Raw genomic sequence first — 13,785 nt, forward strand, 5'->3', positions numbered from 1 at the left:
GCCAGCGAATAGCTAGCCTAATATAAAACGCTATGAGTGTTTAGTTAACCGTCACTTTAGCAAACTTGCGTTTACCCACTTGGTATATAGCGGTACTACCTTTCTCAATCAGTAGTTTACTGTCGGTTATCTTGTCTTCACCATTGAGCTTGACCGCACCTTGTTTGATCATACGCATCGCCTCTGAAGTACTTGCCACCAAACCGGCTTCTTTTAGCAGGTTAGTTACAAATGTCGCAGGCTCATCAATCGAAATGCTCACTTGCGGAATATCATCAGGTAAAGCATTCTTTTGGAAGCGTTTAATAAAGTCTTGATGTGCCGCCTCAGCATCTTCAGCGCTGTGGAAGCGCGCAATCATTTCTTTGGCGAACTCAATCTTAATGTCTCTTGGGTTGCGACCGTCTGCAACCTGCGCTTTTAGGCCTGCAATCTCTTCTAACGATAAGGCACTTAGTAATTCGTAATAACGCCACATCAACTCATCAGAAATAGACATCACTTTACCGAACATATCATTTGGCGCATCAGTGATCCCGATATAGTTGCCCAATGATTTTGACATTTTCTGCACGCCGTCTGTGCCTTCAAGTAATGGCATCATCAACACAGTTTGGGGTGTTTGCCCTTCCTCTTTTTGCAGCTCTCGGCCCATCAGCAAGTTGAAACGTTGGTCAGTACCGCCAAGCTCAACATCCGCCTCTAATGCAACCGAATCCCAACCTTGTACCAACGGATATAAGAATTCATGAATCGCAATTGGCTGACCACCAGAATAACGCTTTTTAAAATCATCACGTTCAAGCATACGAGCAACAGTTTGACGCGCTGCAAGTTTAATCATGCCCGCACTGCCTAACTTTTCCATCCAAGTTGAATTGAACGCAACGGTTGTTTTAGCTGGGTCTAGGATCTTAAAAACTTGTTCTTTATAGGTTTCTGCGTTTGCCAATACATCTTCTTTGGTAAGCGGTTTACGGGTAACACTTTTGCCCGTTGGGTCACCTATCATACCGGTGAAATCACCAATTAAGAAAATAACCTCATGACCTAAGTCTTGAAATGTCTTTAACTTATTAATGAGAACAGTGTGACCTAAATGCAAATCAGGCGCAGTTGGATCAAAACCCGCTTTGATCTTTAGTTTTTTACCTGACTTAAGCTTTTCTTTTAAGTCGTCTTCAATAAGAATTTCTTCTGCACCACGTTTTATCTCGGCAAATGCAGTTTCTAAGTCCACCATTCATCGCTCCAAATATTCAGTTTATCGCCCGATTCTAGCCTATATTTGCATGAGTTTAAATGCACAAAATACTGGTATTGCTGCTTTATTGCGTATATCCTGCAATATTATCAACAAATTTTCTTGACAGCAGAAAAGGCGCGTTATGGTTCACGTGGTGTATAAGCTCCCTAAAAAACACAAACTGCTTATTATTGGTCTCATCTCCCTAATGTTGATTGTTGCTCTATGGCCTTCAGAAAAAGCAACAGCTTCTAAAGATCATGATAAAAAAGCACTCGAAGTAGGAAAGCGTTACGAGCTGCCTGTAAAGGTCAGCGAAGTAACCGAACAGCTTACTGAGCTTAACTCTGCTGATGCGCCAGTTAACACCAAGAAAGTAGAATATACGTACACTGATCATGAAGTTAAGTCCGGTGATAGCCTAGCGGTTATTTTTAAACGAGCAGGCTTTTCGGCACAGACCCTGCACCAGATTGTTAACACAAACGAAGAAACTCGCAAACTGACTAAGATCCACCCTGGTGAGGTTTTAAGTTTTGCAACTGACGATAAAGGCCAATTAGCTCAGCTCAAGTATGTGCTATCAAAAACCGATACCTTATTCGTGACCCTCAATGATGAAGCTCAATATGAAACAGCTATCCAAAGTAAGGAAATTGAAACTGTAGCTAAATCCGCAGGCGGTGAGATAACCTCAAGTTTTTGGACCGCTGGTATTACATCGGGATTATCTGAGCGTCAAATAATGAACTTTGCAGATATTTTTGGCTGGGATGTAGACTTTGCCAACGATATTAGAAAGGGTGATGAGTTTTCTATCATTTTCGAATCACACTTTGTAGATGGCGAAGAAATTGGCACTGGCAAAATTATTGCTGCTGAGTTCATCAACCAAGGTGAACGCTACAGCGCGATACGCCATACTGATGGTAACTTCTATACCCCTGAAGGCCGCAGCATGAAGAAAGCGTTTCTTCGTGCGCCTGTTAACTTCAAATATATCAGCTCAAGCTTTAACCCTCGCCGTAAGCACCCAGTAACGGGCAGAGTGTCAGCACACAGAGGGATAGACTACGCGGCTCGCACCGGTACCCCTGTTGTTTCATCTGGTGATGGTAAAGTGATCAAGTCAGGTCGTAACAACTTAAACGGTAACTATGTCTTTATTGAGCATGGTAACAAGTACGTTACTAAATACCTGCACCTTAACAAACGCATGGTAAAAACTGGCCAAAAAGTAAAACAGGGCCAGAAAATTGGTACTGTCGGCGCTACGGGCCGTGTAACGGGTGCTCACTTACACTATGAATTCTTGGTAAACGGGGTTCACCGTAACCCTAAAACAGTAGAGCTACCAAAGTCACAACCACTACCGGCAGCTGAAATGGCCGCGTTTAAACCAATTGCCAAAGAGATGCTGGCTAAGCTGGAACGCAACAGAACGCTTCAACTGGCACTACATAAATAAGTAGTTTGCTTTGCATAACAAAAAAGGTCTCAATTGAGGCCTTTTTTGTTGCTCTTAAACAGTAATTTTTATAACTTATTTGGCTTGGCCATAGTAAACCTGTAAGGTAAATAATAGCAGCTCCCAAGTAGCAGTTTTTAAAGCCTCGTTGGATGCCACGGCTTCGCATCTTCTTCAACCTACTGACTGAAATGGCCCTCAAACAATTATCTTTCATGTTATGTTGCTAATCGTCTAACATGCAACTTGTGGTTAAGGTACACTTTTCAAAAATAGGAAAACAAAATGAGTGATAGTTGGGACGATTACGCAGATGGGTGGGATACTAATTCCGATGTCATTAACTACAGTGAAAAGGCATTTGATTCACTGTGTGAATTTATAGATCTAGAAGGTTTGCGTGTTTTAGACTTTGGCTGTGGAACGGGGCTACTCACTGAGAAAATCGCGCATGTTGCTTCATCGGTCGTTGCTGTTGATGCTTCAGCGAAAATGATTGAAGCCTTAAGGCGTAAAAATATACATAATGTAGATTCACTAGCCTGCGAAATCTCAAAAGACTCAATCAATAACCATGCTATTTTTGAGCCCCGCTTCGATTTAATTGTGGCATCATCAGTATGTGCATTTGTGCCTGATTATGAGAACACCTTATCCACACTTAAGCTGCTTTTAAAAGAAGGCGGTACATTTATTCAGTGGGATTGGAAGCGAAGCAATGAAGAGGAAGATTTTGGTTTTACCAATGAAATCATTACCAATACCTATGCGAATGTAGGCCTTTGCGCTGTACGTGTTTGTGAGGCATTCTCACTTACGAGTAAAAGTGGCACGATGCAAGTATTGATGGGCATTGCAAAAAACACTTAACAAGTAGCGACTACCGAATAGCGACTACCGAATAGCGACTACCGAATAACGGCTACCTTCTTTTATAACATAACTCTTGCTGCAAAATTGGATGGGGTAACTTCGTCGCTTATCCAACCTTCTGTTCATAATAGCAAGGGCAAAATACAATTGGCTTATATACATTCGTCATTTATGCTAACCAATTCAATTTAATACATTAACTGGATGTTATGATTGCCCTAATAAAAGCAAGCTATGTGTTTCTATCGATCATGGTATTATATTTTACGATTGGTATTGTCACGCTGCGCTTTTACTTAGATGAATTGGTGTTTAAGCCTGCTGTACAAGAGCAAACTCAAGAAACCTCATTACTGTCCATTCCTTTTGCCACAAATGAAATTCTCATTAGAAGTTATGCTAAAAATAATATACAAGCGTGTATCGTATTTTTCCCTGGTCGAAGCGGCGGAATACGCAGATATGAAAATGAGTTGTTTAATCGTTTTACTTCTCAAGGCGCTAGCGTACATGCAATTTCTTACCCCGGATATGAGGGAGCAAGTGGTAAAAGTCGGCTATCGAATGTTGCGGCCCATATCGAACAGGCACTTAAACAGCTAGAAATACAGACCTCTTGTCGTATCGACAAATCCATTTTTGTGGGCAGATCACTCGGAGCGGCATTGGCAATTGAAACTGCCAAAAACCTTCCCCCTAAAGCTCTGGTATTGGATTCTGTTGGCGTTTCATTAGAGTCTGTTGTTAGATATCAGTTAGGAAAACGGACTTTAACCAAACCACTGCTGTTATTACCCATAGATAAAATACTCCCGTTCAAACATGATTTAAAATCCAGTTTGTTTGCTCTCAATGACGTAGAATTTTATATATTTCAAGGAGAAGAAGACCTCATGATAAATTACCATGAGCTAGTAAATAAAATGGATGGTTTACCTCTAGAAAAAATAATGCCAGTCAGCGGAGCAAATCATAGCAACACCCATATACTGGCTGGTGATAGCTATGTCGATAGAATACTCAGCTTATTACAAAAGTGATTCTAACAATGCTTCCAAACAGCCTATTGTAGGTTTATTTAAGCAGCTCAAAAAATAATAAAAATGGAGAAAAGATGCAATTTGCTAAAGCGTTTCAATATAAAAAATGGGCAAATACTGAGCTACTTAATCTTGGCGAACAACAATTCTCACAACTTCCAGAAAGTGATGGTACATTTTTCATTAGGATCTTAAATCATACCACGGTGGTTGATAGCCTTTTTATTAGCCGAATTTTAGGTGAACCTGAAAAATATAGTGCAGATAACACTGTCGAGACACCAACATTATCAGAGCTACGCGAGACAATGGCTCAAAATGACGCATGGCTAGTGGATTATGCGCAGTCAGCATCCGAGAAAGAACTAAACAGGTCTATTTCTTTTAAGTTTGTCGATGGTGATACTGGGCAACTTTCGGTCGCAGAGATATTACTCCACTTACTCACTCATGGGAGTAACCACAGAGGTATGGCATCTAAAACACTGGCGCAAAATAACCTTGCTCGCCCAAAAGACACCTTTACACGATACCTGCACCAAGTTGAGCCTTCAAGAAGGACTAGAATATAACTCGCGGGCTGCTTTATAAGCTAAGCTCAAAAGGAAAACAAAAAAGCCCGCTACAGCGGGCTTTTTTACAACTTGGTCAGGCTTACTTAGCCATGAAGTCAACACCCTCTTGGATGTCTTTATTTAATGTTTCAAGCATGTCTTCTTTAGCTTTTTGCTCGAAAGCGCTCAGCTCGCCGTAAGACAGGATTTCTTCAACACCGTTCTTACCTAGACGTACTGGGTGAGCGAAGTAAGGTGCATCACCATTTTCAACAGCAACATAAGCGTAATCAACAACATTGCTCTCGCCTTGCAAGCCTTTTACAAGTGAGAAACAAAAACGTGCAGCAGCAGCACCCATTGAAAGCGTTGCAGAACCACCACCCGCTTTAGCATTCACTACTTCAGTACCTGCGTTTTGGATACGTGGTGTAAGCGCTGCAACTTCTTCATCAGTGAAAGTTACACCTTCAACCTGAGAAAGTAGAGGTAGGATAGTTGTGCCTGAGTGACCACCAATAACTGGTACTTTCACTTGTGATACATCAACACCTTTTAGTTCAGCAACAAATGCTTCTGAACGAATAACGTCAAGTGTCGTTACACCGAATACGCGTGATGCGTCATATGTACCCGCTTTTTTGAATACTTCAGCAACGATTGGAACCGTGCCATTTACTGGGTTTGTAATAACACCAACTAGTGCTTTCGGACAGTTTTTAACAATACCTTCAGCCAAGGTCTTGATGATACCCGCGTTTACGTTGAAAAGGTCCGCACGGTCCATACCAGGCTTGCGAGGCATACCCGCAGGGATAAGTACGATATCAGCGTCAACTAACGCAGCGTCTAAATCATCAGCACCAAAACCTGCAACTTTAACTGCAGTTGGAATGTGAGAAAGGTCAACCGCTACACCAGGAACAACTGGTGCAACATCGTATAGTGCTAGCTCAGAGCCTGCAGGCAAGCCATTTTTTAGTAAAAGCGATAAAGCTTGACCGATACCGCCAGCGGCACCTAATACAGCAACTTTCATGTGAATTCTCCATAATTTGAAGGTGGAATTGAATGAGCTGTAAAGATAATGAAAAGCGCCGCTAAAGACAAATTAATCCGAGTTATTTTCATGATTTTTTCGACTATAGTTGTAAAGCTTTTGGCACTTTGCCCTTTACGCATAGCTGTATACAATCTTTGCTATGCAGAACCAAGCACATTTCATTGTGAAAATTTGGGTAACACTGCAGTTTTGTGTAAAATCCCAAGACCGCTTTAGAAGAAATGAAACATTATGCAACCACAAGAAAAGCAAGAAGCCTTGATTAAAGCCTTTAAGGCTCTATTAAAAGAAGAAAACTTCGGTTCTCAAGGCGAGATTGTCGACGCCTTAAAAGAGCAAGGCTTTGATAATGTTAGCCAAAGTAAAGTATCTCGTATGCTGAGCAAATTTGGCGCGGTACGTACACGTAATGCTAAGCAAGAAATGGTTTATTGTTTGCCCGCGGAAATGGGCGTACCAACCGCGAAAAGCCCATTGCGTCAGCTAGTTATTGATATTATGCATAACGAAATGATGATCATCATCCGTACCAGCCCTGGTGCTGCACAACTGATAGCTCGACTGCTTGACTCTTTAGGCACTGCTGATGGCGTATTAGGAACCATAGCAGGTGATGACACTATTTTTATTGCCCCTGCTAAAATATCTGAAATCGATGAAACACTAGAGCGTGTAAAAACACTGTTTGATAACGTTTAATCGCTAAAAAGGAGCTGTGGCTATCACAGCTTCTACTGCTCACACAGCTTGGCCATGTCATTCAAAAACTGGATAGACGGCGCAAAGAAAGCCGCTCCCATATCTGCTTGGCTGTAATCTAGTAACGGATCATAACACTGCCCGTTTCCTAACCTAGAAGATAGAATCTGTTCAAAGCCTGCGCCGTTAGCAGCACAACTTAGCCACAAACTCCCCTGCTCAAACACATCACCAAACGGCATACTTTGGTCAAGCACCAACGCCAATCCATTTTCACCTTTTAATTCAGTCAAAGTTGCATGGCTATCGGGTTGTACGGGCTCAAGCAAGATATTATCTAGCCGCGTACGGCCCATTAGCTGCTCTTGTTCATCCAAAGGTAAACGTTGCCATGCATCAATATCGAACTTAACCCGCATAACATGCACATAACTTCCTTGGTCATCTCGACTTTGAGGATTATTAACCAAGGCAACTTGGCGTTTAAAACGACCATGCGGCGCATTGCCACCGTATACAAAGCCGTTAAAGTCTCTGCCATCTAAAAAGCGAAAACCGCGGACATGCGCCACCAGCTCCACACTTGGTGCCAACATATGTAGTACACTTTGAGCAAATAGATGATTTACATCCTCTCTATCTGAGCGGATCACATAAAGTAAATCAAATGGTTGAGAGTGAACCACATGTTCAGAGCTGGTCACATTAGGAAAACTCTTTAGCTGTTCAGGTATGAACTCCGGATAGATATGTGGCCAATATTGAGCCCCTATGGCAACAAAGCTCGAAACCATAGATTCAGAGAATCTATCGCTCAATTCATTTTGTAATCGTTCGCAGTTAGCCAGCGCAGCACGGACGACCTCATCCTGGCCCTCCAGTACATTAAAAAATAAATGCAGCCCATGTAGGTTTGCCTCAGCACAGACCCCAGATTGTGCTTGCGCCATGCTTTTTCCTTTTGTTCATCAAGTGTTAAGAAAAGAAATTTACCGCATGTGCTTTAATTTTTAAAGAGACAGGTTGATTTGTATCTAATAATTGCTCTGCGGGTGCCGGAACTTCAAGTTGTTGATCGGCTACCTTTATATGATAGACGTATTCTGTGCCAATGAATCGTTGTTGCAATATTTCTACCTGTCCCTGGGGTGCATTGACCAGTTCAATATGTTGTGGACGTACATAAATTTGCCCGTGTTGCTCTGACTCAGGCAAAGAAATAGATGAGCTAACTTCACCAAATTTTGTAGTCACACTCTGTCCGTTGTAACGGGTTGCATCTAGATAAATACCTCTTCCTAAAAACTCAGCAACAGCTTTCGTTTTAGGTTTTTGGAACAAGTTCTTGGCGCTGTCCAGTTGCGCAATCCTGCCTTCATGCATAATGGCAAGTTTATCTGCAAAAGCAAATGCCTCATCCTTGGAGTGGCTCACAAATATCGCAGAAACTTTTTGGTCTTTGATGATGCTGCGAATATCGTTGATCAATTGAAAGCGCACTTGAGTATCAATATTTGAAAATGGCTCATCCAACAGCAATAAGTTAGGTCGATATGCAAGTGCCCTTGCAATAGCAACTCGCTGCTGTTGGCCACCCGACAACTCGTGCGGGTAACGCTTCTCTAATCCCTCTAAACGCACCAACTCCATCATTTGTGCCACACGCCTATTACGCTCCGATTTATTTAGTTTAGATAAACCAAAAGCAATGTTCTGAGCCACATTAAGGTGAGGAAAAAGCGCATAATCCTGAAACATCATGCCAATATTACGGTGTTGAGGCGAAACAAAAAGCTGCTTATGACTCATACATTGACCATGAATAGAAATACGCCCCTGCTGTGGTTTGATAAGCCCAGCGATTGCTTTTAACGTGGTTGTTTTTCCGCATCCACTTGCACCTAGTAAACACACAATTTCATTGTGCTCCACACTAAGGTCTAACTGAGAAATCACAGCTTGCTGCTGATATTGATACGATACCTTTTCTAATACAAGACTACTCATGAGCGGTGTTGTTCCATTGAACGATTAACGATATACAGCGGTATCAAACCCACTAATACAATAAATAAGGCCGAAATAGAAGCCAGCTCCAACTGCTCATCACTGACGTATTGAAACACATGAGTGGCGAGCGTTTCGTAGTTAAATGGCCTCAACAGCAATGCAGCGGGCAACTCTTTCATACATTCAATAAAAACCAGCAAAGCCGCTGTAAGTATGCCACGGCGTAATAATGGAAGGTGTACCAAGCTCAGGGTTTGTAGCAAATTCTTACCCATACTCTGGCTTGCCATATCGAGTGAGGGGCTGATCCTCACATAACTAGATTCAACTGCGCCGTGTGCAATGGCATAAAAGCGCACAATATAAGCGAAGATCATTGCGAAAATGCTGCCGCTAAGTAGTAGGCCGGGTTCGAAGTTTGTATTCGCAAACCACTGATTCAGCTTATTATCTAACAGTGTTAAAGGGAGCAGGACGGCAATAGCCAAAACAGTTCCTGGTAGTGCATAGCCCGTACTGGCAAATCTGCCTGGTACGTTTTTACTGGCATTAGCGCCTATGCGCTGGTAAAACACCACCAACAAGCTTAACAAAACCGCCACAACGCTGACCCAAATTGCAATTTTCAAACTTTGCCACGCGTAGACGAAAAACTCATTACTCCAAGCTTGGTCAAAGTAATCAATGGCATAGCCAAGTAAAATGGTAACAGGTAGCACAAATGCAATGAGCAAGATAAGTGCACAATACGCCGTTGCTAACCAGGCTCGCTTGCCAGTAAGACAATACAGTGCTTCTTCATTGATACTCACCTGACGCTCGTGAATGGTATTATTTTTTCTACTAAAGCGCTCTAGTAATAACGATACAAATAGAAACAGTAGCATGATACCTGAGATTTTCGCCGCGGCAGTCAACGAGTAATATCCTAACCAAGTGTCATATACTGCTGTTGTTAGGGTACTCACTGCAAAATAGTGGACCGTGGCAAAATCAGCCATGGTTTCCATACTGATCAACGCCAGCGCTGCCACTACAGCACCTCGCGCGAGCGGTAGACTGACTTTAAAAAAGCTCTGTATAGGATTTAAGCCCATCAGTTGACTGGCCTGAACCAATTTAAAGGACTGCTCACGTAATGCTGTTTTGAAAATCAAATATAAGTAGGGATACAGTACCAACGCTATCATCACAATAGCACCTGGTAAGGTACGAATATCAAAAAACCAGTAATCTGCAGGCGACTGCCAACCAAACCAGCTACGCAGTGCCACTTGCACAGGGCCCGCATAGTCTAGTAAATCGGTGTAAATATAAGCAATAATATAAGTGGGCATCGCCAGAGGCAGCATCATTGCCCATTCAAAAAAGCGCTGCCCAGGGAACTGGCAATACGCGGCAAGCCATCCCAAAGGGAGTGCAATGATACAACTTAAAGCTATTACACCTAAAATAAGTAATACGGTATTACTGATGTAATCCCACAAGACGGTATCCCAAAGGTGAGAAAAGACCTCCGAGTCGCCTTGTAGTGATTCAAAAATTAAAAACGCCAATGGAGTCGATAAGCACACGCCTATCGACCAAGCAATGACTTGCCACCTAGACAAACATCAACCCCTTGTTTTACAGATCGAACTTAACTTCATCAATCAGTCTAAGTGCTACTGGGCGATATTTTGCGATCTCTGATAGCGCCAAAGCGTCTTCTTTAAATGTGCCCCATGATTCAACCAATGGTGACAATTTCACACCGGGCTTTACTGGATACTCCATATTAACCGAAGCATACATGTTTTGCGCTTCATCACTGGTCATAAACTCAATTAGTTTTAGAGCATTAGCGGGGTTTTTTGCATATTTTGTCATTACCACACCTGAAACATTCAAGTGTGAACCTCGGTTTTCTTGATTTGGAAAGTTGATAAATACAGAATCCGCCCAAGCTTTTTGCTTTTCATCCGTCAACATTTTTCCGAAATAGTAACTATTGCCTAGCGCTAAATCACATAACCCTTCTTTAACAGCTTTAACTTGAGCCCTGTCGTTGCCCTGTGGTTTACGCGCTAAATTCGCTTTTACATCTAACAGCCACTGTTTAGTATAAGCTTCACCGTGGTGCGCTACCATAGAAGCAACTAACCCCAAATTGTATGGGTGCTTGCCTGAGCGCGTACAGATTTTGCCTCGATATTTTGGCTCTGCTAACGATTCGTAAGTTAGAGACTTTAACTCTCCCAAACGCTCTTTTGATGAATACACATTACGCACGCGTTTAGTCAACGCAACCCAATCGCCTTGCGGGTCTCTAAATGCGGCTGGGATACTCTGAGCAACTTGCTCACTTTTTATCGGCTGCGTAAGCTCAAGCTCTTCTAGCTGGATCAGTGCGCTAAAATTCGACGTTAACACCAGATCCGCTCTGCTATGTTTACCCTCACGTTTTACGCGCTCAATTAAACCCTTTTTAGCAAAAACCACATTAGTTTTAATACCAGTTTGTGCCGTGAATTTATCTAAAATAGGTTGGATCAAAAAAGGTTGACGAAAAGAGTAAATATTTACTTCTTCATCGGCCATAACCGGCGTACATACTAACGTGGTAAAAAGAACAGCGAGCAGTCGCTTCATAATCAAGCTCCAATATATTGTTTATTCTTATTTCAGGCAATTCTAACCTGTATCGAGGTATTGTACACCCGTTCGGCCTGACTATTCACCTGCATCTCAGTGAACAATTGCGCCAGATTGGAATTTACTTGTGAGATATATCTCACTGAGCACTAGGCGATCAAGGAAGCTTATGCTGCATTTATCACCAAAAAAAACATAACCACATGAATATTAAGTATATTGACAAATTACAACTTATTAAATCCAAATTTAATAAGTACTGGCTACCTAGAACGCAACCCAGAATTGCTTATACTTAGTAACAAGTTCAGGAGAACATCGGTTTAATAGCAAGCTGATAATTCGGGTCGGATACCCAGCTTACTAGGAAGGTAAGCAAAATGGAAGAAACACGATGGACGCGTGTAGTGTCGAGTTGATGTGAACAGGAAGTTCCTATCGTTGCAATGATGCAAAAAGGACACGCTACAGGAGTGGCGATGAGAGTTAATTAGCTTCTCATGTGGAAATTGGAAGTCCGAGGATTAGGTTAACAGGATTAGAGCTATTAGCTCATAACAAGGACTCAAAGGGACGTTGGCTAGGGAAATACAGCTGGACGCTGTTATCAAAGGAAGGAGCGCATGGAGCGCAAGGAAGATGAGGACATTAGCAGGAAGCTAGATTTCGCAGAAACATAACGCTAAGCGAAACCAAGGAAATGGACGAAATTAGGAGTTGATAATTTCAACATAGCAGGACGCTATAAAAGATTCCGTCAGCGCGACTCATTGAGTCGCGCTTCTTTGTTTCCAGCCCTTCATTATTTAGCTTTTTAAAACGCTACCTAGCAGCCTTTAGCTTTCAAATACAACTGCTAACATACATCAACGTAGGTAAATCATAGTTGTAGCCGTGGCCTTTAACCTTTTTGCCGCTTGCCCTTTAAATATGCATCGCGAAAATCAATAAAATGTTCAGTAAGTAGATTCGCAGCCTCAACTTCACCGTTTTGCTCCAACACCACACATGCTACCTCTGCGGTTCCTAACTGGTGCGCATGAGGTGCAACACGTAATTTATAGTCTGATAAAGACTGAGGCGAAATAGACAGTACCGGAACGTTCTCTAAATAGGGGCTTTTTCGAAACATCTTTTTTGCTTCACGCCAAGTACCATCCAAGAAAATATACAGAGGCGTTTTATTCTCTTCTCTAATCACACGTTCAATTACACGTTTATCTTCTACATTGTCGGCGGGAAATACTAAAATAGGCTGATACTTGGGCTCACCTAATAGCGCAAGCAATGCAGGGTCTGGTTCTGTTCTATCCCACCTAAAGGCGTGATTATCAGGAATAATATCCGCGATTAAGCGCCCAGTATTTGATGGCTTGAAACTCTCATTATGGTACATTATCAAGCACACCGCACTATGACAGTCGTTTGCCACACGAATACCGCTACATATGCACAAACTTTGTGCTAACAAGCAGGTTTCACAACGACTTAGTTTTGAACCTCTGGCCTTATATTCACGTTTGGCCGCGGCTATTTGCTGTTGGCGTAAAGCCAATACAGAATTGTTCACTGAACACCCTCATGTAGATTGGGCGCGTATTGTAATCAAATTCACATATAAAAGCAGTAAGGAGATAAGATGAATATTACCAACTCAGAACGCTTGAGCTACCGCCTCATGGATGCAAATGACGCACAGTTGTTATTTGAACTCGACCAAGACCCTGCTGTGATGAAATATATCAATGGCGGTACACCCAACACCATGGAGGACATCGAGAATATCTTCATTCCCCGTTTGAATGCCTTCAGTAATCCCGCGCAAGGCTGGGGGCTTTGGCAAGTAAACGTGTCAAACACACAACAGTTTATCGGTTGGGTATTAGTACGCCCTATGGGATTTTTTAACGGTGAACGAGATGATAGCGACTTAGAACTCGGTTGGCGTTTCAAGCAATGTACATGGGGAAAAGGCTACGCCACTGAAGCCGCTTCACATATCGCACAAGCTCTTAGCACCAACCCAACCATAGTGTCATTCTCAGCTACAGCGCTTGCTAATAACGAAGCTTCAATTAACATAATGAAAAAACTGGGAATGTCCTTTGTTAAAGAATATATCCATCGCGATCCACTAGGTGATGTGGAAGCTGTGCTATATCGGAAAAACTTAGGCTAAGATTAACTTATTCGCCGTC

The 13,785-nt window shown here is 42.3% G+C and carries 13 protein-coding genes; 6 read left to right on the forward strand and 7 right to left on the reverse strand.

Going from position 1 to position 13,785, the window contains the following annotated elements; genetic code table 11:
- Positions 1-40: 40 nt before the first annotated feature.
- Complete coding sequence (gene tyrS / locus BIW53_RS17800; RefSeq protein WP_070993516.1) at positions 41-1,240, reverse strand: tyrosine--tRNA ligase; 1,200 nt, start codon at positions 1,238-1,240, stop codon at positions 41-43.
- A gap of 148 nt (positions 1,241-1,388) precedes the next feature.
- Here tyrS and BIW53_RS17805 point away from each other — a divergent pair, with 148 nt between their 5' ends.
- From BIW53_RS17805 to BIW53_RS17820, 4 genes are all read left to right on the forward strand, one after another.
- Positions 1,389-2,714 (forward strand): peptidoglycan DD-metalloendopeptidase family protein, encoded by a 1,326-nt coding sequence (locus BIW53_RS17805; RefSeq protein ID WP_070993360.1) that lies wholly within the window; start codon positions 1,389-1,391, stop codon positions 2,712-2,714.
- 285 nt (positions 2,715-2,999) lie between these two features.
- Positions 3,000-3,584 carry a class I SAM-dependent DNA methyltransferase gene (locus BIW53_RS17810; RefSeq protein WP_070993361.1) on the forward strand — a complete coding sequence of 195 codons (585 nt, stop codon included), beginning with the start codon at positions 3,000-3,002 and terminating at the stop codon, positions 3,582-3,584.
- Between the two features lie 212 nt (positions 3,585-3,796).
- The gene (locus BIW53_RS17815; protein ID WP_070993362.1) at positions 3,797-4,627 is read left to right on the forward strand and encodes an alpha/beta hydrolase; all 831 of its coding nucleotides are present in this window, start codon (positions 3,797-3,799) and stop codon (positions 4,625-4,627) included.
- 74 nt (positions 4,628-4,701) lie between these two features.
- Complete coding sequence (locus BIW53_RS17820) at positions 4,702-5,199, forward strand: DinB family protein (RefSeq protein ID WP_070993363.1); 498 nt, start codon at positions 4,702-4,704, stop codon at positions 5,197-5,199.
- An 82-nt stretch (positions 5,200-5,281) separates the two neighbouring features.
- On the opposite strand, the gene mdh is transcribed toward BIW53_RS17820, so the two are convergent.
- Entirely contained in the window at positions 5,282-6,220 is a 939-nt protein-coding gene (gene mdh / locus BIW53_RS17825) for a malate dehydrogenase (protein ID WP_070993364.1), read from the reverse strand.
- A 255-nt stretch (positions 6,221-6,475) separates the two neighbouring features.
- Here mdh and argR point away from each other — a divergent pair, with 255 nt between their 5' ends.
- Positions 6,476-6,943: a transcriptional regulator ArgR gene (gene argR, locus BIW53_RS17830; RefSeq protein WP_070993365.1), complete on the forward strand. Its 468-nt coding sequence runs from the start codon at positions 6,476-6,478 to the stop codon at positions 6,941-6,943.
- A gap of 32 nt (positions 6,944-6,975) precedes the next feature.
- Here argR and BIW53_RS17835 read toward each other — a convergent pair whose 3' ends face one another.
- The 5 genes from BIW53_RS17835 to BIW53_RS17855 all read right to left on the reverse strand — a co-directional run bounded on the left by BIW53_RS17835 (position 6,976) and on the right by BIW53_RS17855 (position 13,157).
- Positions 6,976-7,893, reverse strand: a complete 918-nt coding sequence (locus BIW53_RS17835; protein ID WP_070993366.1) for a Dyp-type peroxidase — start codon at positions 7,891-7,893, stop codon at positions 6,976-6,978.
- A 25-nt stretch (positions 7,894-7,918) separates the two neighbouring features.
- A complete protein-coding gene (locus BIW53_RS17840; RefSeq protein ID WP_070993367.1) occupies positions 7,919-8,950 on the reverse strand; it encodes an ABC transporter ATP-binding protein in 1,032 nt (343 codons plus the stop codon).
- Positions 8,947-10,563, reverse strand: coding sequence for an ABC transporter permease (locus tag BIW53_RS17845; protein ID WP_070993368.1), 1,617 nt, complete (start codon positions 10,561-10,563; stop codon positions 8,947-8,949). Before BIW53_RS17845 ends, BIW53_RS17840 begins: the two co-directional genes overlap by 4 nt.
- 16 nt (positions 10,564-10,579) lie before the next feature.
- Positions 10,580-11,584, reverse strand: a complete 1,005-nt coding sequence (locus tag BIW53_RS17850; RefSeq protein ID WP_070993369.1) for a Fe(3+) ABC transporter substrate-binding protein — start codon at positions 11,582-11,584, stop codon at positions 10,580-10,582.
- 904 nt (positions 11,585-12,488) lie between these two features.
- Positions 12,489-13,157, reverse strand: a complete 669-nt coding sequence (locus BIW53_RS17855; protein WP_070993370.1) for a tRNA-uridine aminocarboxypropyltransferase — start codon at positions 13,155-13,157, stop codon at positions 12,489-12,491.
- A gap of 69 nt (positions 13,158-13,226) precedes the next feature.
- On the opposite strand from BIW53_RS17855, the gene BIW53_RS17860 reads away from it, so the two are divergent.
- Complete coding sequence (locus tag BIW53_RS17860; RefSeq protein ID WP_070993371.1) at positions 13,227-13,766, forward strand: GNAT family N-acetyltransferase; 540 nt, start codon at positions 13,227-13,229, stop codon at positions 13,764-13,766.
- Positions 13,767-13,785: the final 19 nt, after the last annotated feature.

This window comes from Pseudoalteromonas byunsanensis (assembly GCF_001854475.1).
Classification (GTDB): Bacteria; Pseudomonadota; Gammaproteobacteria; order Enterobacterales; family Alteromonadaceae; genus Pseudoalteromonas; species Pseudoalteromonas byunsanensis.

Coding starts and splice junctions, on each gene's coding strand:
- BIW53_RS17835 (WP_070993366.1), bottom strand. CDS start 7,893: ATGGCGCAAGCACAATCTGGGGTCTGTGCTGAGGCAAACCTACATGGG.
- BIW53_RS17860 (WP_070993371.1), top strand. CDS start 13,227: ATGAATATTACCAACTCAGAACGCTTGAGCTACCGCCTCATGGATGCA.
- BIW53_RS17820 (WP_070993363.1), top strand. CDS start 4,702: ATGCAATTTGCTAAAGCGTTTCAATATAAAAAATGGGCAAATACTGAG.
- BIW53_RS17840 (WP_070993367.1), bottom strand. CDS start 8,950: ATGAGTAGTCTTGTATTAGAAAAGGTATCGTATCAATATCAGCAGCAA.
- BIW53_RS17850 (WP_070993369.1), bottom strand. CDS start 11,584: ATGAAGCGACTGCTCGCTGTTCTTTTTACCACGTTAGTATGTACGCCG.
- BIW53_RS17815 (WP_070993362.1), top strand. CDS start 3,797: ATGATTGCCCTAATAAAAGCAAGCTATGTGTTTCTATCGATCATGGTA.
- argR (WP_070993365.1), top strand. CDS start 6,476: ATGCAACCACAAGAAAAGCAAGAAGCCTTGATTAAAGCCTTTAAGGCT.
- BIW53_RS17805 (WP_070993360.1), top strand. CDS start 1,389: ATGGTTCACGTGGTGTATAAGCTCCCTAAAAAACACAAACTGCTTATT.
- BIW53_RS17810 (WP_070993361.1), top strand. CDS start 3,000: ATGAGTGATAGTTGGGACGATTACGCAGATGGGTGGGATACTAATTCC.
- mdh (WP_070993364.1), bottom strand. CDS start 6,220: ATGAAAGTTGCTGTATTAGGTGCCGCTGGCGGTATCGGTCAAGCTTTA.